This is a genomic window from Sphingopyxis sp. MC1, assembly GCF_000371385.1.
Taxonomy (GTDB): Bacteria; Pseudomonadota; Alphaproteobacteria; order Sphingomonadales; family Sphingomonadaceae; genus Sphingopyxis; species Sphingopyxis terrae.
In genome coordinates this window covers 84,408-104,964 of sequence record NZ_AOUN01000014.1, presented here as the reverse complement: position 1 = coordinate 104,964, position 20,557 = coordinate 84,408, and the positions used below count along the sequence as shown (strand labels likewise).

15 protein-coding genes are annotated in these 20,557 nt (G+C 65.7%); 2 read left to right on the top strand and 13 right to left on the bottom strand.

Annotated elements, in window-relative coordinates; genetic code table 11:
• Positions 1–19: 19 nt before the first annotated feature.
• Positions 20–340 (top strand): DMT family transporter, encoded by a 321-nt coding sequence (locus EBMC1_RS14370; protein WP_003049205.1) that lies wholly within the window; start codon positions 20–22, stop codon positions 338–340.
• Positions 341–344: 4 nt separating this feature from the next.
• Here EBMC1_RS14370 and pepN read toward each other — a convergent pair whose 3' ends face one another.
• Positions 345–2,936: an aminopeptidase N gene (pepN, locus tag EBMC1_RS14365; protein WP_040590434.1), complete on the bottom strand. Its 2,592-nt coding sequence runs from the start codon at positions 2,934–2,936 to the stop codon at positions 345–347.
• 46 nt (positions 2,937–2,982) lie between these two features.
• Between pepN and EBMC1_RS14360 the strand changes: the two genes are divergently transcribed.
• Positions 2,983–3,774, top strand: a complete 792-nt coding sequence (locus EBMC1_RS14360) for a hypothetical protein (RefSeq protein WP_003049198.1) — start codon at positions 2,983–2,985, stop codon at positions 3,772–3,774.
• Between the two features lie 31 nt (positions 3,775–3,805).
• Here EBMC1_RS14360 and EBMC1_RS14355 read toward each other — a convergent pair whose 3' ends face one another.
• The 12 genes from EBMC1_RS14355 to EBMC1_RS14300 form a co-directional block, all read right to left on the bottom strand.
• Positions 3,806–5,095 (bottom strand): DUF445 domain-containing protein, encoded by a 1,290-nt coding sequence (locus EBMC1_RS14355; protein WP_081611211.1) that lies wholly within the window; start codon positions 5,093–5,095, stop codon positions 3,806–3,808.
• Positions 5,096–5,167: 72 nt separating this feature from the next.
• The gene (locus EBMC1_RS14350) at positions 5,168–8,584 is read right to left on the bottom strand and encodes an efflux RND transporter permease subunit (RefSeq protein WP_003049193.1); all 3,417 of its coding nucleotides are present in this window, start codon (positions 8,582–8,584) and stop codon (positions 5,168–5,170) included.
• 40 nt (positions 8,585–8,624) lie between these two features.
• Complete coding sequence (locus EBMC1_RS14345; RefSeq protein WP_003049190.1) at positions 8,625–9,809, bottom strand: efflux RND transporter periplasmic adaptor subunit; 1,185 nt, start codon at positions 9,807–9,809, stop codon at positions 8,625–8,627.
• Between the two features lie 313 nt (positions 9,810–10,122).
• Positions 10,123–10,395 carry a GlsB/YeaQ/YmgE family stress response membrane protein gene (locus EBMC1_RS14340; protein WP_003049187.1) on the bottom strand — a complete coding sequence of 91 codons (273 nt, stop codon included), beginning with the start codon at positions 10,393–10,395 and terminating at the stop codon, positions 10,123–10,125.
• A 117-nt stretch (positions 10,396–10,512) separates the two neighbouring features.
• A complete protein-coding gene (locus EBMC1_RS14335) occupies positions 10,513–10,767 on the bottom strand; it encodes a GlsB/YeaQ/YmgE family stress response membrane protein (RefSeq protein ID WP_040590464.1) in 255 nt (84 codons plus the stop codon).
• 924 nt (positions 10,768–11,691) lie between these two features.
• Positions 11,692–12,681: a quinolinate synthase NadA gene (gene nadA / locus EBMC1_RS14330; RefSeq protein WP_003049182.1), complete on the bottom strand. Its 990-nt coding sequence runs from the start codon at positions 12,679–12,681 to the stop codon at positions 11,692–11,694.
• Between the two features lie 94 nt (positions 12,682–12,775).
• Complete coding sequence (locus tag EBMC1_RS14325) at positions 12,776–13,489, bottom strand: hypothetical protein (RefSeq protein ID WP_003049180.1); 714 nt, start codon at positions 13,487–13,489, stop codon at positions 12,776–12,778.
• Positions 13,490–13,569: 80 nt separating this feature from the next.
• Positions 13,570–14,172, bottom strand: coding sequence for a DUF4230 domain-containing protein (locus EBMC1_RS14320; RefSeq protein ID WP_003049178.1), 603 nt, complete (start codon positions 14,170–14,172; stop codon positions 13,570–13,572).
• Positions 14,169–15,098: an MBL fold metallo-hydrolase gene (locus EBMC1_RS14315; RefSeq protein WP_040590431.1), complete on the bottom strand. Its 930-nt coding sequence runs from the start codon at positions 15,096–15,098 to the stop codon at positions 14,169–14,171. Before EBMC1_RS14315 ends, EBMC1_RS14320 begins: the two co-directional genes overlap by 4 nt.
• A gap of 154 nt (positions 15,099–15,252) precedes the next feature.
• Positions 15,253–16,983, bottom strand: coding sequence for a M56 family metallopeptidase (locus tag EBMC1_RS14310; protein ID WP_003049173.1), 1,731 nt, complete (start codon positions 16,981–16,983; stop codon positions 15,253–15,255).
• Positions 16,980–17,321, bottom strand: coding sequence for a BlaI/MecI/CopY family transcriptional regulator (locus tag EBMC1_RS14305; protein ID WP_003049170.1), 342 nt, complete (start codon positions 17,319–17,321; stop codon positions 16,980–16,982). Before EBMC1_RS14305 ends, EBMC1_RS14310 begins: the two co-directional genes overlap by 4 nt.
• 393 nt (positions 17,322–17,714) lie before the next feature.
• Positions 17,715–20,507, bottom strand: a complete 2,793-nt coding sequence (locus EBMC1_RS14300) for a DUF3857 domain-containing protein (protein ID WP_040590429.1) — start codon at positions 20,505–20,507, stop codon at positions 17,715–17,717.
• Positions 20,508–20,557: the final 50 nt, after the last annotated feature.

The window sequence follows — 20,557 nt, the reverse complement described above, 5'->3', positions numbered from 1 at the left end:
CTGACGAAAGGACTCGCGCATGGGATGGTTCATCCTGGCAATCGCCGTTTTCACCGAAATTTGCTGGGCACTCAGCCTGAAATGGGCCGCAACGCTGGGCACGTGGCAGGCCTCGACGGTGCCGATCGCGCTCAGCTTCCTCAACATGGCGCTGCTCGCCTTTGCGATGCGCGAGATTTCGGCCGGCACCGCCTATGCAATCTGGACCGGCCTCGGCGCGGTCGGCGTCATCATCGGCGGTATCGTCCTGTTCGGCGAAAAAATCGGCACCGTGCAGATCGGCTTCATGGCGCTGATCGTGATCGGCGTCGTCGGCACGAAGCTGTCGGCGCCGGCCTGATCGCTCAGCCCAGCAAGCTCTTCGACGCCTGTTCGGTCGTGTCGCGCGACAGGCCGGGCTGGGCGAGGATGCGTTCCAGTTCGGCGCGCATCATCGCGGCGCGCGCCTCGTCGAAGCGCTTCCACCGCCCGAGCGGCGGGATCATTCGCGCCGCGGTCTGCGGATTGCGCGGATCGAGCGCGATGACAAGGTCGGCGATCAGCCGATAGCCCGCGCCATCGGCCTGATGAAAGGCCGCCTGATTGCCCGTGAACGCCCCATAAAGCGATCGCACCCGGTTCGGATTGGACAGGGTGAAATCGGGATGCTCGGCCAGCTGGCGCACCGCCTCCACCGTGTCGGGGCGCATCGACCACGCCTGTACCTGGAACCATTTGTCGAGCACGAGCGGATTGTCGCGGTAGCGCTGATAGAAGATGTCGAGGGCATGGGCGCGTTCGTCGCTGTCGCCATGCGCGAGCGTCGCCAGCGCCGCCTGACGCTCGGTCATACCGTCGGCATCCGAAAACACCCCGAAGACGAGCGCCGGGATATCGGCGATCCCCGTCGCGGCAAGATAGGCGAGCGCGACGCCGCGCAGGCGCCGTTCACCCTTGGCGTGCGGCGACAGGTCGGTCGCCGGCGGTGCCTTGCCCGCCAGTATCGCGCGCCATTCCTCCGCGAGCGCGCGGCCGATCGCGGCCTGCAGCGCCAGCCGTTCGCGGCGGATTGCGTCGGGATCGACGGTGAGCATCTGGTCGCCGATGAACGCCTCGCTGGGCAGCAGCACCGCCTCGGCAATGAAGGCCGGATCTTCGCCGCGCCCACGCAGCGTCTGCGCCACCGCATCGACCACCGCCCGATGATCGACTTCATTCCCCGCCGCTGCCGCGACAAGCGTGTCGAGCATGAACTGCTGCAAGGCTTCGTAGCGCGCGAAGGGGTCGTCATCATGCGCCGCAAGCCAGGCGAGTTCCCCCTGCGCGCGATCGAAATCGACGATGACCGGTGCCGAAAAGCCGCGGTTGACCGACAAGGCAGGGCGCCCGTCGAAGGCGCCGAGCGCGATCCGCTGCGTCGCACCGGTCAGCGTCACCAGCGTATCGGGCAGCGATGCACCGCCGCTTCTATCGAAGGCCGCGATACGCAGCGGCATCATCATCGGCAGTTTTTCGGGCTGGCCGGGGGTCGGCGGCACGGTCTGCACCACATCGAGCGCCCACTGCCCCTGATCCTCTGAAAGCGTCAGCTTGAGCCGCGGCGTCCCCGCCTGTTCGTACCAGCGGCGGAACTGGGTCAGATCGATCGCCCCGCCCTCCTCCATCGCGCGCACGAAATCCTCGCACGTTGCCGCTTCGCCGTCGTGGCGGTCGAAATAGAGATCGGTGCCGGCGCGGAAGCGCTGCGGACCGAGCAGGGTCGCCATCATCCGGATGATCTCCGCGCCCTTGTTGTAAACGGTCGCGGTGTAGAAGTTGCTGATCTCCTGATAGCTGTCGGGCCGGATCGGGTGCGCGAGCGGCCCCGCATCCTCCGGAAACTGTGCGGCGCGAAGCAGGCGGACATCCTCGATTCGCTTGACCGGTGCGGAACCCATATCGGCCGAAAAACTCTGGTCGCGATAGACGGTGAAGCCTTCTTTCAGGCTGAGCTGGAACCAGTCGCGACAGGTGACGCGATTGCCCGACCAATTGTGAAAATATTCGTGCGCGACCACCCCCTGCACCCCGTCATAGTCGAGGTCGGTCGCTGTGTCGGGATCGGCCAGGATATAACGCGTGTTGAAGATGTTGAGGCCCTTGTTCTCCATCGCCCCCATGTTGAAATCGCTGACCGCGACGATGTTGAACAGGTCGAGGTCATATTCGCGGCCATAGACGCGCTCGTCCCACGCCATGCTGTCCTTGAGCGCCTGCATCGCGTGGCCGGTGCGGCCCTCGTCGCCCGCGCGCACCCAGATGCCCAGTTCGACCTTGCGCCCCGACATGGTGGTAAAGCTGTCGCGGTTGACGACAAGATCGCCCGCGACGAGCGCGAAAAGATAGGAAGGTTTCGGCCAGGGATCTTCCCATAAAGCCCAATGGCTGCCGTCGTCACCCGCACCCTTTGCAACGCAATTGCCGTTCGACAGCAGGATGGGAAAGGCCGTCTTGTCGCCCGCCATCCGCACCTTGTAGCGGCTGAGGACATCGGGACGGTCGGGATGGAAGGTGATCCGCCGGAACCCCTCGGCCTCGCACTGGGTGCAGAGCATGCCGTTCGAGGCATAAAGGCCCATGAGCTGGGTATTGGCCGTGGGATCGATCGCGGTATCGACCTCGACGATAGCGCGGGCCCGGTCGCCGAGATCGACGATCAGGTCGGGGCCCTCCATATGCCAATCGTTCCAGCTTTCGCCATCGACGCGCACCGCGAGCGGGGTCAGGCCGTCGCCGCGCAGCGTCAGCGGCGCCGGCGCATCGGCATGGCGCACGACCGACAGCGCAGCACCGACGCGCGTCGTATCGAGGCCGAGTGCGAAATCGAGCGCGATGTCGGGCACCTGCCATTCGGGCGGGCGATAATCGCTGCGGTGGATGGTCACGGGCGGAACGGGGGAGGAAGAAGCGTCGGTCATAATGCGGGTCTAGGCTTGCGCCGCGCGCCGCGCAATAAGGGCGGCGATGGGACATATGCTGATTTTCGGAATGGGCTATGCGGCGGGCCATATCGCCGACCGGTTGCGCGCGCGCGGGTGGGAGGTGAGCGGGACGACGCGCGACGGACGCGGCGACAGCATCGCCTTCGCCGACGAGGCCGCGGTGCTGGGCGCGCTGCGATCGGCGACGCATATCCTGTCGTCGGTTCCCCCGGCGGACGGCACCGACCCGGTGCTCGCCCGCTATGGCGAGGCGGTGGCGCTCGCGCCGGCGGCCTGGACCGGATATCTTTCCTCGACAGGCGTTTATGGCGATACCGGCGGCGCGTGGGTCGACGAAAGCGCACCGGTGAAGGGCCGCCGTCCCGACCGCAACGCCGCCGATGCGGCGTGGGCCGCGCTGCGCGGCGACATGTGCGTCTTTCGGCTGCCGGGCATCTATGGTCCCGGCCGCAGCATCCTCGATCGCATCCGCGAAGGCCGCGCCCACCGGATCGATCTGCCCGATCAGGTTTTCAGCCGCATCCATGTCGACGATATCGCGGGCGGCGTGATCGCCTCCTTCCGCGGCCCGGCGGGCGTCTACAACCTCGCCGACGATGCGCCGTGCCACCAGAACCGCCTCGTCGAATGGGGCTGCGCGCTGCTGGGGGCGCCGCTGCCGCCGCTGCAGTCGCTCGACGCCGCCGGCCTGTCGTCCGCCGCGCGTGCCTTCTACGCCGAGAACCGCCGCGTTGCGAACGGCAAGGCGAAACGGCAGCTGGGGTGGATTCCGCGCTACCCGAGTTTTCGCGAGGGACTGGCGGCCTGTCTTTAGGCCAGCGGCTCCACCCTTCGAGGGGCGACGGTCAAATCCAGATATCGATCGCGTGGATCAAAACGCCCACCAGTCCGCCGACCAGCGTGCCGTTGATGCGGATATATTGCAGATCGTCGCCGACCGCATTTTCCAGCCGGTCGGTGATTGTTTTCGCGTCCCAGCCACGGATCGTGTCCGACACCAGCTTCAGCGCCGTCTCGCCATAGCTGTCGACCGCGCCGACGACGGCGCGGCGGGCGTAGCGGTTGAGCGTGCGTTTGATCGCCCGGTCCTCGCCCAGCATCGCGCCGAACTGCGTCACCAGCTCGCCGATCCGGCCCGCGAGCATCGTCTCGGGATCGCGCGCCGCGCGCAGCAAGGCGCCCCGCCCCTGTTCCCACAATCCGTCGAGCCAGCGCTTGACCGCCGGGTTATCGAGCAGTTCGTCGCGCACCCGCGCAACCTTTTCCTGCATTTCCGGGTCATGCTGCAGATCGAGCGCCAGCTTTGCGAGCCCCTCTTCGACGCGGATGCGGATCGGATGGGTTTCGTCGACCGCCATTTCGCTGAGCAGCTTCGACAGGCCGGCGACGATGCGGTTCGAAATGCTCTCGTCGAGGCCGGTGAAGCGGACGATGGCCCCCGAATTGTCGTGGACCATCTGGTGGATCAGATGCTCGTTGAGGTCGAGCGTCTTCGACCCCCATTTGACCATCGCATCGAGCAACGGTTGATGCCGCCCCTCGGCCAGCGCCGCCTGCAGCGCCTGCCCGAGCAGCGGCGCGACGTCGAGTTCGCGAAGCCGGTCGGCAATCGCCGATTTGACCATGCCGCCGAGCCGCTGTTGATCGAGCGCGCCGAGCCCGTCGGCGATAATTCGCGACGCGCCCAGCCTAAGCCGCCCGCCGCCCTCGGCAGGCTGCGAGAGGAATTTGCCGACCGCGCCCGCAACATCGACCGTCTGCATCTTGCGCGCGATCAGGCGCGGCAACAGGAAATTGGTGAGCAGAAAGCGCGCCAGCGTGTCGCCGATGCGGTTCTTGTTACGCGGCACGATCGCCGTGTGCGGAATCGGCAGCCCCATCGGGTGACGGAACAGCGCGGTCACGGCAAACCAGTCGGCCAGCCCGCCGACCATCGCCGCTTCGGCAAAGGCGCGGACGAAGCCGACCGCAGGATGCACATCCTGATAATATTTCGCGGTCACGAAGACCGCAGCCATGAAGAGCAGCAGTCCGGTTGCCACAATGCGGACATTGATGCCGCCGGTCGGAACGGCGACGCCCACTCCGGCGGGGTGGGCGCGCCTGCTTTCGGTCGGGGGCGATACGCTGGTCATGCCGTTCAAATGGGGCAGCCCGCCAAAGGTTGCAACCGGCGGACCGCGCGCGCGGTCGCCGGTCGCGTCCGGTTACTCGGCCGGCTGCGGCGCGGCATCGCCGTGCGGCCGCGTATCGTCGCCCTTCTTGTAGGTGAGCAGGTTGCTCGAGAAGAAGCGGCCAAGGCGCTTTTCGATGCTGTCGGCTAGGCTGAAGCCAGCGGGCACGATCAGCAGCGTCAGCATCGTCGACAGGATCAGGCCGCCGATGACGACGACACCCATCGGCGCGCGCCATGCGCCGTCACCCGACAGCGACAGCGCCGTCGGCACCATGCCCGCGACCATCGCGACGGTCGTCATGATGATCGGCTGCGCACGCTTGCGCCCTGCATCGACGAGGGCCTCGACCTTGCCGATCCCCTTGTCCATTTCCTCGATCGCGAAATCGACGAGCAGGATCGAGTTTTTGGCGACGATCCCCAGCAGCATCAGCAGGCCGATATAGACGGGCATCGAGATCGGCATCCCGGTCACGAGCAGGCCGAGCAACCCGCCGAGCGGTGCCAGCAGCAGCGACGACATGTTGACCAGCGGCGACAGGAAGCGGCGATAGAGCAGCACGAGCGTCGAGAACACGAGCATCAGGCCCGACACGACCGCGATCAGGAAGTTCTTGATCAGCTCGGCCTGCCACTTCTGGTCGCCCTGGATGACCTTGCGGATGCCCTGCGGCATGTTCTTGACCGCGGGCAGCGCATCGATCTTTTGCTGCGCATTGCCCGTGACAAGGCCGGGCGCAAGGTCCGCCCCGATGACGATACGCCGCGTCTGATTGTAGCGACGCAATTCGGTCGGACCGGCGCCGAAGCCGATTTCTGCCACCGATTTCAGCGGCACGGTCGTCCCGCGCGAGGTCGGCACCGGCAGATTCTCGATCGTCGCGAGGCTGCGGCGCGAATCTTCTGACAGCAGCACGCGGATCGGTATCTGGCGATCGGACAGGGAGAATTTCGCCGCATTCTGATCGATATCGCCCAGCGTCGCGATGCGGATCGTCTGGCTGAGCGCCGCGGTGGTCACGCCGAGTTCGGCGGCCAGATCCATGCGCGGATTGACGATGATCTCGGGCCGCGGAATGTCGCCCTCGATCCGCGGCGCGCGCAGTTCCTTGAGCTTGCTCATTTCGTCGACGATCTTGAGCGCGTGCTTTTCCAGCGCGACCGGATCGTCGCCGCCGATCACCATTGTGATGTCGCGGCCCGAAAAGCCGCCCGACTGGCTCTGGAACGACACGCGCGCATCGGGAATCGCCGTCAGCTTCGGCTGCAGGCTGCGTTCCCATTCGACGCTGCTGATATCGCGGTCCTTCTTGAGCGTCAGGAAGGCATTGCCGCCGCCGACATTGACGTCGAAAAAGGCGGTATCGACGGCGGGGCTTGCGCTGAGGATCGACGAAACCTGGTTCGCGATATGCTCGCTCTGCGCCAGCGTCGATCCCGGCGGCAGTTCATATTTGATCTGGCTGTAATCGCTGTTGATCGTCGGCTGGAACTGCTGCGGCAGCGTGGCGAACAGGACGATGCTCAGCACGAAGGCCGCGGCGCCGATGCCGACGATCCACACGCGGTGATCGAACAGCCGTGCCCAGGCGCGCTGCAGCATGAACTTGGCCCAGCCGGTAAATTCCCATTGGCGCATACCGACAAACCAGGCGAGCGCACCGAGCAAGATCGCAAGCAAGCTGGTCGCAAGGAAGACGATCACGGTCAGCGCCGGCGTGCGCAGCAGGAAATAGAGCGCGGTATTCGGCGCATCCTGACCGACCGGCACCGGCTGGAAATAGGCGTAGGCCGAATAGAGGACGAAGATGCCCGACAGGATCAGGGGAACAGCGAGGAAGGCGAGCCGGGTCGGAACCGCTTCGTAGCGGGCGCGCACCGCGTGATGCTTGCCATTGTCGAGCGTCCAGCGCAGCACGCGCTCGTACCGATCGATCCACGGCCCTTCGGCGTGCGCCTGTTCGCCATGCGCGGCCAGGAAATAGGCCGCGATCATCGGCGTTATCATACGCGCGACGGCAAGGCTCATCAGCACCGCGAACACCACGGTCATCCCGAACTGGATGAAGAACTGGCCCGAGATGCCGGGCATCAGCGCGACGGGCAGGAAGACCGCGACGATCGACATCGTCGTCGCCACAACCGCAAGCCCGATTTCGTCGGCGGCGTCGATCGACGCCTGATAGGCGGTCTTGCCCATACGCATATGTCGGACGATATTCTCGATCTCGACGATCGCGTCGTCGACCAGCACCCCGGCGACAAGGCTGAGCGCCAGCAGCGACAGGCTGTTGAGCGAAAAGCCCATCAGATCCATGAACCAGAAGGTCGGAATGGCCGACAGCGGGATCGCCATCGCGCTGATCATCGTCGCGCGCCAGTCGCGCAGGAACAGGAAGACGACGACGACGGCGAGCACCGCGCCTTCGATCATCGCGGCCATCGAGCTGCGATATTGTTCCTTCGTATATTCGGTGCGGGTGAAGAGGATCTTGAACTTCACCTTGGGGTTGTTCTTCTCGATCTCCGCCAGCTTTTTCATCGCCTCGTCATGGACGCTGACGTCGGACGAGCCCTTCGCCTTTTCGATCGAGAAGGACAGCACCTGACGGCCGTTGATCTTGGCCAGATTACGCTGTTCGGCATAACCGTCGGTCACCTTGGCCACGTCCGAAAGCTGGATCGTCCGGCCGTTGCCGATCGAAATGCGCGTTTCGCCGAGCTGGAATGCATTCTGCGCGTTGCCGAGGACGCGGACCGCCTGTTCCGACCCGGCAATTTCGGTGCGCCCGCCCGCCGCGTTCAGATTGACCTGACGGAGCTGCTGGTTCACCTGGCTCGCGGTCAGGCCATAGCTCTGCATCCGCGCGGGATCGAGGATCACGCGGATTTCGCGGTCGACCCCGCCCGAACGGCGCACCTGGCTCATGCCCGGGACTGACAGCAGCTCTTTAGCCACGGTATTGTCGACGAACCACGACAATTGCTCGAGCGTCATGTCGGTCGCCTCGACCGAGAAATAGGTGATCGGGCCGCCCGCGATATCGACGCGAACCACCTGCGGTTCGAGGATGCCGTCGGGCAGGTTGCTGCGAATCTGCGAAATCGCCTGATTGACGTCATTATAGGCGCGGTCGATCGGTGTCCCGATCGCAAATTGCACCATCGTACGGCTACTGCCTTCGCTGACATAGGAGGAGAGTTCATCGACCCCGCTGACGCTGCGCACCGCAGCTTCGACGCGCTGCGTCACCTGCGTTTCGAGTTCCGCAGGCGCGGCGCCCGGCTGCGCGACGATGACCTGCACCGCCGGGAATTCGATGTCGGGATTGTCGTTGACGTCCATCCGGTTGAAGCTGACGATCCCCGCCAGCAGCAGCAGCGCGAACAGGACGATCGGCGGCACCGGATTGCGGATGCACCAGGCGGAAATGTTGCGAAAGCTCATGATTCAAACGCCCTTGTGCGCAGTCGGTCGGGGGAGAGGCTTATTGCGACGACTTCTGGATCGTCGGCTTCACCTTGTCGCCGACGTTCAGGAAGGCGCCCGCAAGCACGACGACCTTTTCATTGCCGGTCAGACCCGACGCGATCGACACGCCGCCATCGGTGACGGTTCCGACCTTGACGGGACGCCGTTCGATCTTGTCGCCCTTGCCGACGATCAGGACATAATTGCCCTCGGGACCGCTCTGCACCGCGCTTTCGGGAAGCAGCGGCGCCTCGGCCGAACCCGAGACCAGGCGGGCGTCGGCGAAGCCGCCCGGACGCAGAGCGTCGCTGTAGGGAACAGCAATGCGCACCGTGCCCTGCCGCGTGTCGGGATTGACGACCGGCGACACCTGCCACACCTGTCCGGCGATCTGCAGATTGGTGCCGACCGGGGTCACGGTCGCGCGCGTTCCGGTGCGGACACGCTGGAGGTCGCCCTCGGCCAGTTGCGCGAGCATTTCCATTTCGCCGGCCTTGGCCATGCGGAACAGAACGCCGCTGCCGGCGCCGACGACCTGGCCCGGTTCGACCTGACGCGTGAGCACCAGGCCCGCCGCAGGTGCGACGATATTCAGGCGGCCATTGCGCGCAACGGCTTCCTTATACTGCGCTTCGGCAACGCGAACCCGCGCGTTCGCGGAATCGCGCGTCGCGCGTTTGCGGTCGAGGTCCGCTTTCGAAATGAAGCCGCGTCCGACCAGCGCTTCGGCGCGATCGAGTTCTGATTGCGCCAGATCGGCGTCGGCCTTGGCGACGCGGATCGATGCGGAGAGGCTTGCGGCCTGCTGCGCCTGCACCGACCGGTCGATCACCGCGAGCGTCTGGCCCGCGCCGACCCATTGACCGGGTTCGACAAGGACGCTGACGACCTGACCGCCCTCGCCCGCGACGCCGACCGGCATCTCGCGGCGCGCCGCGATGGTACCGTTGGCAGCGATCACCGCCTGGACCGATTGGCGGCCCGGGATCATCACCGTCACGGTCGGCGTGCTGGCACCCGCAGCGGCGCCCGCTGCACCGCCCGCGGCCGCATCGTCGCCGGCCTTACCCGAACCGAACGCGAACCAGGCGACGGCAAGCACGATCGCGGTCAATACCAGCGCGACGATCAGGATCGTCCGCTTGCGGCGATTGTCCGCCTCTTCGTAAAAGCTTTGGGTCGAACCCGCCAGGCTATCCATCGAATCCACTTTCCGCTCGTAGTTCACGTCGAACTCCCCATCCCTCCGCGCCGGCATGTGCCGCAGCCGTTCGTGACGGCCGCCCCTCTCTTCCGAACGGCAGGACAAATATGTCGAAGGTGTATTACCCTATTACATCACCACATACAAGAGGCGATTGAGCCCGTGCGCACCCCGCGCACAGCCGCGCGCAACTAGACGAAATCATCGGTCTTTTCCAGCGCTTATGACCCACGAAAAAAGGCGGCCTGCCACCGCAGACCGCCCTTTTCGAACCTTCGCTCCGCTTTGGAGCTATGTCGGTTTCAGCGCGTCAACGCACCCTGCCCCGCCTGACCAGATTGACGATGGCAAGCAGGATCACGGCGCCCAGAAAGGCCGTCAGCAACGTCTTGGGATCGAACGCGTCGCCGCGCAAATGGCCGCCGCCGATCAGACCGCCAAGCAGGAACCGGCCAAGAATCGAGCCGACGCAGCCGACGATGATATTCAGGAAAATGCCTTGTTGTGCATCGGTCCGCATCACGATGCTGGCAAGCCAGCCGATGATGCCGCCTACGACGATAGCGATGATGAAATCGATCATGACATTGACCCCCTACGATCATTGTTGCCCGCCAGTCTGCGGGTATGTGCTTGATAACGCGAACGGCCCCGATTGCCTAATGAATTGGCGGCGACCCGAAGGACGCCGCCATCGGGGTCAGCGGACGCTGCCGCGGCGCACCAGATTCACGACCGCCAGCAGGATGATCGCACCCAGCAGCGACACGAGGAAGCTGTACAGCGTAATCGCGTTGTTGATCGAACCGCCGCCGATCAGCAGGCCGCCAATGAAGGCGCCGATGATGCCTACAACGATATTGAGCAGGATGCCCTGCTGCGCGTCGGTGCGCATGACGATGCTGGCGAGCCAGCCGACCACACCGCCGACAACGAGCCAAATGATAATGCCGATCATGTTGCAATCTCCTCCTTGGACACAGTCGAACATCGATGCGGCGCCCGTTCCGACGCTCGGCCGGTCGCGGTGCGACATCGCTTCAACGATGCGATCATAATGTCGATGGAGGTCGAAAAGTTCCCGGCCGCTTCCCCGAAAGGTCACGGCCGGGACAGTGGGATCAGTTCCGGTCGGGGAACTGCTCCGGGTCGCAGGACGGGATTTAGGGGGATTGGTGCACCGCGGTTGTGACAGGCATCACAGGTGCGAAAAAAATGCCGAAGGCCGATAGCGGCACCCAAACAGGCGGCACGCAAACGAAATGGGGGCCGACATCGCTGCCAACCCCCACTATCCGGTTTCGATCGTCGCGCGTCCGTTCCGCTTCATCCCGAACCGCTGGCCTGGCGACCAGCAGCCCGCCAAACGATGCGTCGCGGCGCGCGCCGGCTCGATCCGGCGATGGTTCGGTCGGCCCCCTTTCGGGGGCCGGCCTCACCCGGAAAGCCCTTCGTCATCCGGTCTGCGCGTCCGCCGAAGCGGTCGCCGTCCAAGCGACGGTCTGCTTTCCCGCACCCGATCGGGTTCGCCTCAACTCGTGGGAATCGCGGCGTTCCGTGATCGAGCTATCGGTCAATTTCCTCGTCAACCGGCCCGTTCTCTTCTGGCTAGTCTTGCAACCACCCTTCGTGTCCCGGCGGTCCGACGTCTCTGTCGTCCGATGATTTGAAGCTGACATGAAGGCCGCGGAGCGCCAAATAAAAAACGCGCTTTCGCGCGCAGCACACGCCGCCTTCTGTGGATAAGTCCGGCATTAGCAACAAGCGGATTCGGTGCAGCATTTTTGTAACAGCGCTGCAGCATTTTCGGATTCGCCTAGAGGCGGTTTGAGCGACGACTCGCCGATCCGACTCGCCCCGCGCGACGACGACTCGCGACTCAGCGAGCGCCCAGATCGCCCTTGCCGACCGTTCCCGACGCCATTTCGAGCATCCGGTCGAGGCTCTTGCGCGCGGCAAGGCGCAGCTCCTCGTCGAGTTCGATCTGCGGCGTCAGGTCGCGCAGCGCGATGTAGAGCTTTTCCATCGTGTTGAGCGCCATATAGGGGCAGATGTTACAGTTGCAGTTGCCGTCGGCGCCCGGCGCACCGATGAAATTCTTCCCGGGCAGCGCGAGCTGCATCTGGTGGATGATATGCGGTTCGGTCGCGACGATCAGCGTATCGCCGTCGAAGGTCTTGGCGAATTGCAGGATGCCGCTGGTCGATCCGACATAATCGGCATGATCGACGATATAGGGCGGACATTCGGGGTGCGCCGCGACCGGCGCGTCCGGATGCTGCGCCTTCAGCTTCAGCAGCTCGGTTTCGCTGAAGGCTTCGTGGACGATGCACACGCCAGGCCACAGCAGCATGTCGCGCCCGAACTTGCGGTTCAGATAGCCGCCAAGGTGGCGGTCGGGGCCGAAGATGATCTTCTGTTCGGGCGGGATCTGGCTGATGATCGTCTCAGCGCTCGATGAGGTCACGATGACGTCGCTGAGCGCCTTCACCGCCGCCGAGCAGTTGATATAGGTCAGCGCGATATGGTCGGGATGGGCGGCGCGGAAGCGCGCGAATTGTTCAGGCGGGCAGCTGTCCTCCAGGCTGCACCCGGCGTCGAGATCGGGCAGGATCACGATCTTTTCGGGGCTGAGGATCTTGGCCGTCTCGGCCATGAACTTGACGCCGCAAAAGGCGATGACATCGGCATCGGTCTCCGCCGCCTTGCGCGAAAGCTCGAGCGAATCGCCGACGAAATCGGCAAGATCCTGAATTTCGGGCTTCTGGTAATAATGCGCCAGAATCACCGCATTGCGCTCCTTGCGCAGACGATCGATCTCGGCGCGCAGGTCGAGGCCGGAGAGATTTTCGCGGACGGGAGCAGTCATGGCGGTTCCTTGTCGGTGCTTGTCGGGCGCTCCCTACACCGCCGTCGGCGCAAGGGCAAACGCGCCCGCCGCGGCATATGTCGGCTGCGGCTGGTCAGCCGCCGCCAAGGCGCCGCGCAAGCTCCTCGACCGGCTGTGCCAATGCGAGCGAGTAGACCGCAATGCGGGTTAGCACCACCGCGAGCGCGACCCGGATCGTCGCCGGGTGCACGCGCCCGATCGTGCGGCGGTCATGGAGCGCGATCAGGCCGACGACCGCGAGTTCGACGAGGCCGATCGGAATGTCGGACCAGCCGATCATCAGCGGTAGCGGCAAGACACGGCCAAGCGCCGGTTCGAGGACGATGATCGTCGCCCCCAGCATCAGGCGCCGGTGCCAGTCGGTGGCACGGCGGCGGCGGATCGCAGCATAGACAAGCAACCCGAACGCGATCGCTTCGATTGCGGTCAGCGCGAGAAAATAGGGTGCGGTGAAAAAGGGCGGCTGGCGGTGCAGGATCACCGCCGCAAAGCCGGTGAAGATGCCAAGCCCGACGATGATCGTCGCCAGCGCGGCGCCGGTCCAGCCAAGCTGGCGGTGCAGCGTCCGGTTGCCCGCCGCCGCCAGGCGAGGCTGGACGACGAGAAGCCCGAGCCAGCCGAACATCGCCAGCGCGTGCAGATGCACCCAAATCGGTGCGGCTACCGGATCGGCCAGCCCGCGAAATGCGAACTGGGCGAATGCGACGAAGATGAAAAGCGCGAGGCCGATTGCCATACGCTGCCAGAAACGCTCGCCGGCGAGCGCGCGATTTGCGGTCGTTGCCATGCCATACCCCCCTCCGGCCGGACAGGCGGCGGAAGCTAGCGTGAAGCCCGCGCGGACGAAAGCCGAAATTTCGGAGAGGCTCAGCGCTTGAAGCGCGCCGTGACCTTGGCGTCGATGCCTGCGGCTTTGAGCGGCATCGCAAAGCTTTGTTCGATCGCCGCCCGGGCAGCATTTTCGGCGAGCCGCATCGGCGTGTCGCCGCGCGCCTGCTTGATCAATTCGGCCTGCCCCGCCTTGCGATTCGCGGCATCGAGCGCCTGTTCGGCATCGGTCAGCGTCAGAAGGATCAGCCCGTCGCGATATTCGCTGATCGCATCGATATCGATTTCCGGGCCTGCGAGGCGTAGTGGCGGCAAGATCACGGTCAGCGCGTTGTTCGCCGCATCCCAGTCGAGATCGGCGGGCTTCAGCTTGGCAAGATCGACCTCGTACCGCACCGTCCCCGGCATGATCAGCGTCTTCTTTGCCTCCAGCCCCAGCCGGTTCTGCGTCGAGGTCACGACCGCGACATAGCGGGCGGTGAAGGGCACGAGGACATTCTGCTCCTGAAGCCCCTGCAGGCTCGCCGCGACCACGGTTTGCGGATCATAGCTCTTCTGCCATCCGTCCCACGCGCGCCATCCCAGAAAGATGGCGAGCGCCAGCAGCGCGACGATCAGGACGCGGAACGATCCCTTGGTCATGCCACCAGACGCCAGCAGTCCGCGTCGCGCGTCACCCGGCCGCGGCTTTCGAGGTCGAGAAGATGGGCGAGCACCGACCGGCCCGCAGCGCCGGTCAGGCGGGGGTCGAGCCCCTTGTACATATGCTTCACCATATCGGGGACGACGCGCGGCCCCTTTTCGAGTTCCCGCAATATCTGACGCTCGCGCTGCCGGCGATGGCCGAGCATGCCGCGGACGAGTTGTTTGGGCTTTGCGACCGCGGGACCATGCGCCGGATAATAGACGCGGTCGTCGCGGTCATAGAGCTTGGCAAGGCTCGCCATATAGGCGGCCATATCGCCGTCGGGCGGGCTGACGACGCTCGTCGACCACGCCATGACATGATCGCCGGTGAACAGCGCGCCGCTTTCCATAAGCGCGTAGCATAAATGGTTCGACGTATGGCCCGGTGTCGCCACCGCCTCGATCGTCCAGCCGTCGCCCGCGATCTGCTCACCGTCGGTCAGCACGCGGTCGGGCGCATAATCGGGGTCGAAGGCCGAATCGGCGCGCGGGCCATCGTCCGAAAGCGCGAGCGGTGCGCAGCCGATAATCGGCGCGCCCGTCGCCTGTTTCAGCGGCATCGCGGCGGGGCTATGGTCGCGGTGCGTATGCGTGCAGAGGATCGCCGCCACGCTCTGCCCTTCGACGGCGCGCAAAATCGCATCGACATGCCCTGCGCCATTCGCGTCGGGTGGATCGCCGATGCTCATCCCCGATCCGGTCGGGCCGGGGTCGATGATCGCGACATCGCGGCCGGCGCCGACGATCCATGTCTGGGTTCCGGTGAAGGTATAGGGGGACGGATTGGGCGCGAGCACGCGGCGCACCAGCGGCTCATGCTGTTCGCAGTCGCCGGCACGGATCGTGTCGGGCCAGGGTTTTTCTTCGCTCACCCCTCCCATGTGGCATCGCGCGGGCGAAAGGAAAAGCCCGCGCCCGCCGAAAGAAGGGCAAAAGGGGGACGGAGAAAGGAAGCGGGGACAACCGCGCTCCCTTTCCCCGCCCCTGCCGCCGATCCCAACCGGGGAGCAAAGACCGGCGTCAAAGCTGATCCGGTTACTGGCCCTTTTCGGCTTCTGCGATGGCGCGATCCATGTCGGCGATCACCTTGGCGCGCATTTCGCCGGACATCGCGCTACGGCTGTCGGCGGCCAACCGGTCGCGCGCCTGTTTGAGCGCCGCGACCCGATCGGCCTTGCTCGCCCCGGCATCGCCACACACCATCATCACCATGCGGTTGCGGCCGCCCTGTTCCTGTTCGTCGCTGGAAAACAGCCGAACCGATTTCGGCCCGTCCTTGCAGGTGGCCGTCGCCATCGCCTTGCCATCCTTCGAACGCCAGGCGCCTTCGCCCATCGGAGGCATCGGCGGGAGTGGCGGCATTGGCGGCATCGGTGCCAGCGCGGTGCGGAAGCGCTCGGTGCGCTTGGCTTCCAGCTTGTCCGCTATGGCCTCGGCGCGCGCGCCGCTGATGCCCTGTTCCTTCAGCGTCGCCAGAATGTCCTCGCGCGACAGATTCCCCGGCAAGTGAAGCTCGAACCGCCGTCCCTCTCCGGTACCGGGCGCCAGCGTGACACGCGCCGCCTTGCCGTCGCCATCCGCGATCTGGCGCACGACCACGCGGTTCACTTCGCGCCGCGTGCCGTCGGCCGAGGTCGTCACGGTTTCGCTCTCGCCATCGCCCTTGGTGGTGACGATCATGATATGGTGCGGACCGTCCGCAACCGGCTCAAGAGGTGCGGGAGGGGCCGGGGGCGCTTCGGGCGCGGCGGGCGGAGCAGGCGGAGCCGGGGGCGCGATCAAACCGGCGTCCTGAACATGCGCGGTGGCGGTCCCAGCTGGAACGAGCGTCGCGGTCGCGCCGAGCACGGCCAGCGTCGCGCTGCCTACGAGAAGCTTTCCGGCAAGGCGTCGCTTTTTCGAAATATCCTGCTGAGTCAACATGGTCAGCCTCTCCTGCAGATTATCGTGAACCGCCATCGGGGCGGCAAGTGACAGGCGCGCACCGACCGCCGCCTTGGCGATCGCGGCGGCATAATGGGCGGTGCGCACGCGGCGTTCGGCGGTATCGGCCATCGTCAGCACGCGCGCGTCGCACGCCGCCTCCTGGTCGAAACGAAACGCCCGGATCGCGCGCCACGCGAGCGGGTTGAACCATTGCGAGGCGAGCAACAGCAGCGCGGCGCTGTTTGCCCACAGGTCGCCGTGGCTATGGTGCGCAAGTTCATGATCGATCGCCAGCGCGCGCTCCTCGGCGGCGTAGCGGGCAAAAAAGTCGTGCGGTACCGCCACATATCGGCTGAACAGGCCAAAGGCGACGGGACCATCGACGGCGCCGCTCATGACGAGACGGATCGACCCGATCGGTTCGAGCGCGACCGCCGCATCCAGCACCAGCCGCCGGAAGCGCATATGCCGCACGATTGCCGCCGCGATCAGTAACAGTGCGCCCGCCGTCCACAAGGCGAACAGCAGCGGCAGCGCGTCGGCCAGTCCCCAGCTCGGCTGCGGCATCGCCGCCGGCGTCGCGATCGTCCGCGCCGCGTCGACCGCCTCGATCGGCACGACGTCGGCCGGGACGGTTGCCGCGGCCGGGGCCGCCACGGGATCGGCAAAGGGCAAGGGCGGCAGCACGAGCCGCAGCGCCGGCACGAGCCAGAGCGCGTAGGTCAGGCGCGGACCGAAATGGCGGGCGAAGGGCTTGCGCACCAGCAGCACCGCGAGGACGAGCAGAGCGGTGGTGACGAGCGTGTCGCCCCAAATCTGCATGATGGTCGCGCCGCTCATGACTTGAGCTTCCGGAGCAGCGCCTCGATCTCGGCGATATCGGCGTCGGTCAAGGCTTCGCGGTCGGCGAGATGCGCGATCAGCGGGCTGACGCGACCGCCGAAGAGGCGATCGACGAAACGCTGCGATTCCTCGCCCACCGCTGCGTCGCGATCGACTGCCGGGCGATAGAGATAACGCCGGCCGTCGGCCTCCGCCGCAACCGCGCCTTTCTGCACGAGCCGCGCGAGCAGCGTCTTGACCGTCGCTTGTGTCCAGCCGTTCGCCCGGCCGACGCGCGCGGTCAGATCGGCGGCGGTCTGCGGGGCGTCGTCCCACAGTGCGGCCAGCACCTGCATTTCGGATTCGCTTGGTCGTTCCGCCGCGATGAACCCCTCCCTTCGGCTGCGACAATCTATGCGACTACAAATGTAGTCAATTGACTGAACGGTCGATGAACGGGATTTTTCCGGCCGGTGTCGGGATTTTTGACAAGTCTGCCGCGCGGTAAGAAATCGCTAACCAGCGTAACCCGCTGATTTGCGCGACGGCCCGAAAATGGCACGGCACTTGTATAGTAAGATATGTTCCCGAGTGTTCCGCTCAATGGAGCGGTGGGGGGCATCGGTCTGGTCCCTGATGCCCCCTGCCCCCACCGGGACATCCCCACTTGCCCCCGACGCAGACGGGGGGCGGAGCGGCCTTCAGGCCCCGCCCCCCGGATGCATTTCCCGCATCGATTTTCGCTGTCGTTACGGCTTCAGCCCGAAGCGGGCATAATCGCGTTCGGTCGACGGCGACAGCTGGCGCGCGATCGCAAGATCGGCCGCGGCATCGGTGGCGCGGCCCAGCCGCTGGTAGACGATCGCACGCAGGAAGCGGCTCGATGCGAGCGACGGCACCTGCAGCAACGCCGCGTCGAGATCGCGCAGCGCATCGTCGTTGCGGCCGAGGCGCAGCCACACCAGCGCGCGGCTGTCCAGAATATGCGCCGTGCTGTCCGCCAGTTCCATCGCCGAGGTGCAGTCCTTGAGGGCGCTGTCGACCGCGACTTCGCGCGATGCCTTCACCCAGCAGCGCGCGTTGAGCAGGTCGGGCGACCCGGGCTTTGTCGCAACGAGCGCATCGAGCTCGTCGATCGCGGCCTTGGGATCGCCGAATTCGCCGACCATCGCCGCCTTGGCGAGCCGGAGGTCGCTTTTCGATTTGCCGCCAAGCGCGATGCGATCATCGAACATCCGCGTTGCCGCGGCGACATCGCCCTTTTCGGCGGTCAGCATTGCGACAGCCCCGATCGCGCCGAGCGACGAGGGGTCGAGCTTGCGCGCCTCTTCGGCATCGGCGAGCGCGCCCGCAATATTCCCCAATTCCTTGCGCACCCCAGACCGGGACAGATAGGCGTCCTCCGACGGCTGCAGCGCGATCTGGCGGGTCAGCGTCTGCTCGGCTGCCTTGTAATCGCCGATGCCGCGCTGGAACGACGCTTCGCTGATCAGCGCCGACACATTTTCCTCATCGGCCTTGGCGGCGTTGACCGCATAAATCGACCGCACTGCGTCGAGCTGCGACGTCGATGGTGCGCCTTTCAGGTTCCAGCGCCGCCGCGCATCTTCGGGCGCGACCAGCCGCGGGGTCTGGCTGATGACGGTGGCAACGCGGTCGCGCTCGGCCGCGACATCCGTCGGCGCGATTTCGACGCCGCTGCTCGCCAGCACCTCGTCGACGACGACATAGCCGTCGGCCATCGTCACGCTGCGCTTGACATCGACGCCGGCGAGCCGCGCGTCGAGCGCGCCTTCACCCTCGATCTTGTAGTCACGGCCGCCGTCGGGCAACCGGACGCGCAAACGATAATGCGCATAGTCGGGCGCGCCCGTCGCAACGGGAATATTCGCCCAGGAAGCGCGCGCGCGGTCGGGCGAAAATTCGATCAGATTGCCGACGCGCGACAGCCAGCGTTCGCTGCGATTATCCTCGCGCTCCCACCCCGATCCGAACACGCCGCGTGCCGTGATCGTCACGCTGCCGTCCGCGGCGTCGGGTTTGGCTTCCAGCTTGTCGAACTGCGCCTGCCCGACGAAATTCTGGAGCAGGCCGTTCAGCATGTCCTCCTGCTCCTTGGGACCGAGCTGCGCGGTCGACAGGGTAAGCAGGCTCGCGAGCTGGCCGCGCACGACCATGTCGACCTTGATGACCGACGGAAGGTCGATGCTGGTGCTTTCGTCGGCATCGAGCGCCAGGTCGATCGTCGGACGCGCCGGACGGCGCAGCGCGATCTTCTCGAGCTCCGCCCCTTCGGCGCGCACCGGCAGGACATAGCCAAAGGCCGGCGTATCGCGAATATCGGCGAGCCGCGTGCCAAGGCCCGTCCCGTCGAGCCACAGCGGCTCGCCGCCGATCGTCGCCTTGACGATGACATGATTGAAAGCCAGCGCGGTGGGCAGGCGGCTCGCCACCGCATCGCCGAGCTGCGCATGCGCAAGCACCGGTTCGGCGTCGATATCCATCGCGTGCAGCATCGCGAGCAGCAGCAGCGTCTTCGCCTTGCAGTCGCCATAGCGAACGTCCCAGGTCTTCGCGGGCGCCTGCGGCACATAATTACCGCCGTCCATGCCGACCGCCAGATAGCGAACCTTGTCCTGCACGAGTTGCAAGGCCCTGGCCGCGCGTTCGAGCGGGTCGGTCGTCGCCGCTTTGATCGCCGCCACCTCGGCTGCAAGCTGGCTGTCGTCCGCGATCGTGCCGGCGGTCGCATACAACGGCGCCATCACCTTCGACACGTCGGACCAGCCCGAAAAGGTCGATGCCTCGATCAGCGGCGGGCTGCGAAAGCGCATCGGCGCGTCCGACGGCATTTCGGCCTGTTTCGCGATCGGCAACGTGACCGGCAGCTCGAAATAAGCGCCCTTGCGCACCGGTTTCAGCGTGACGCCATTGGCGAAGGATTTCCATTGCAGCTTGTCATCGGCGCGCCAGGACAGGCGGTAGCTGCCCGATCCGATGCGCGCGGGTTCGGCGATCAGCGGCACCGCCAGCTGAGCGCGGCCGCCCAGCGCGTCATCCTTGTTGGTGATCGACATGCGCAGCCGCAGCATATCGCCCACGCGCAGTCCCTCGACGGGCAGATTGGCCGACAGGATGCCGGTCAGTTCGCGCTGTTCGAGCGCTTCTTCGCGGCGCAGAACGGTAAATTTCTGGCCGCCTGCCAGCGCGTCGATAACCTGTCCGTCGCGAATGATCGACAGTTCATGAACGATCAGATCGCCCTTGTCGGGCGCCCAGCCGACCGTCACATTGCTGTTCTGTGCCAGTTCTTCGGGCGTGTTGAGCTTGATGACGGTGTCGGTGTAGTTCCACACCGTCGCGCCGTCGATGCGCTGCTCGATATCGAGCACCTGCAACCCGCCGCCCGGTGCGGCGTCGGGCAGGGTGGCGACCTGTGCCCAGTCGGGGGCGGGCTGATAGAGCGGTTGCTCGCCCGCCAACGCCGACCCGGCCGGGCCAATCAGCAATACCACACCTGCAACACGTCCCCATCCGGCCATCGGCCTTTTCCCCCAATCAAATGCCCCAAAACAAATCCCAGCCTGCATGG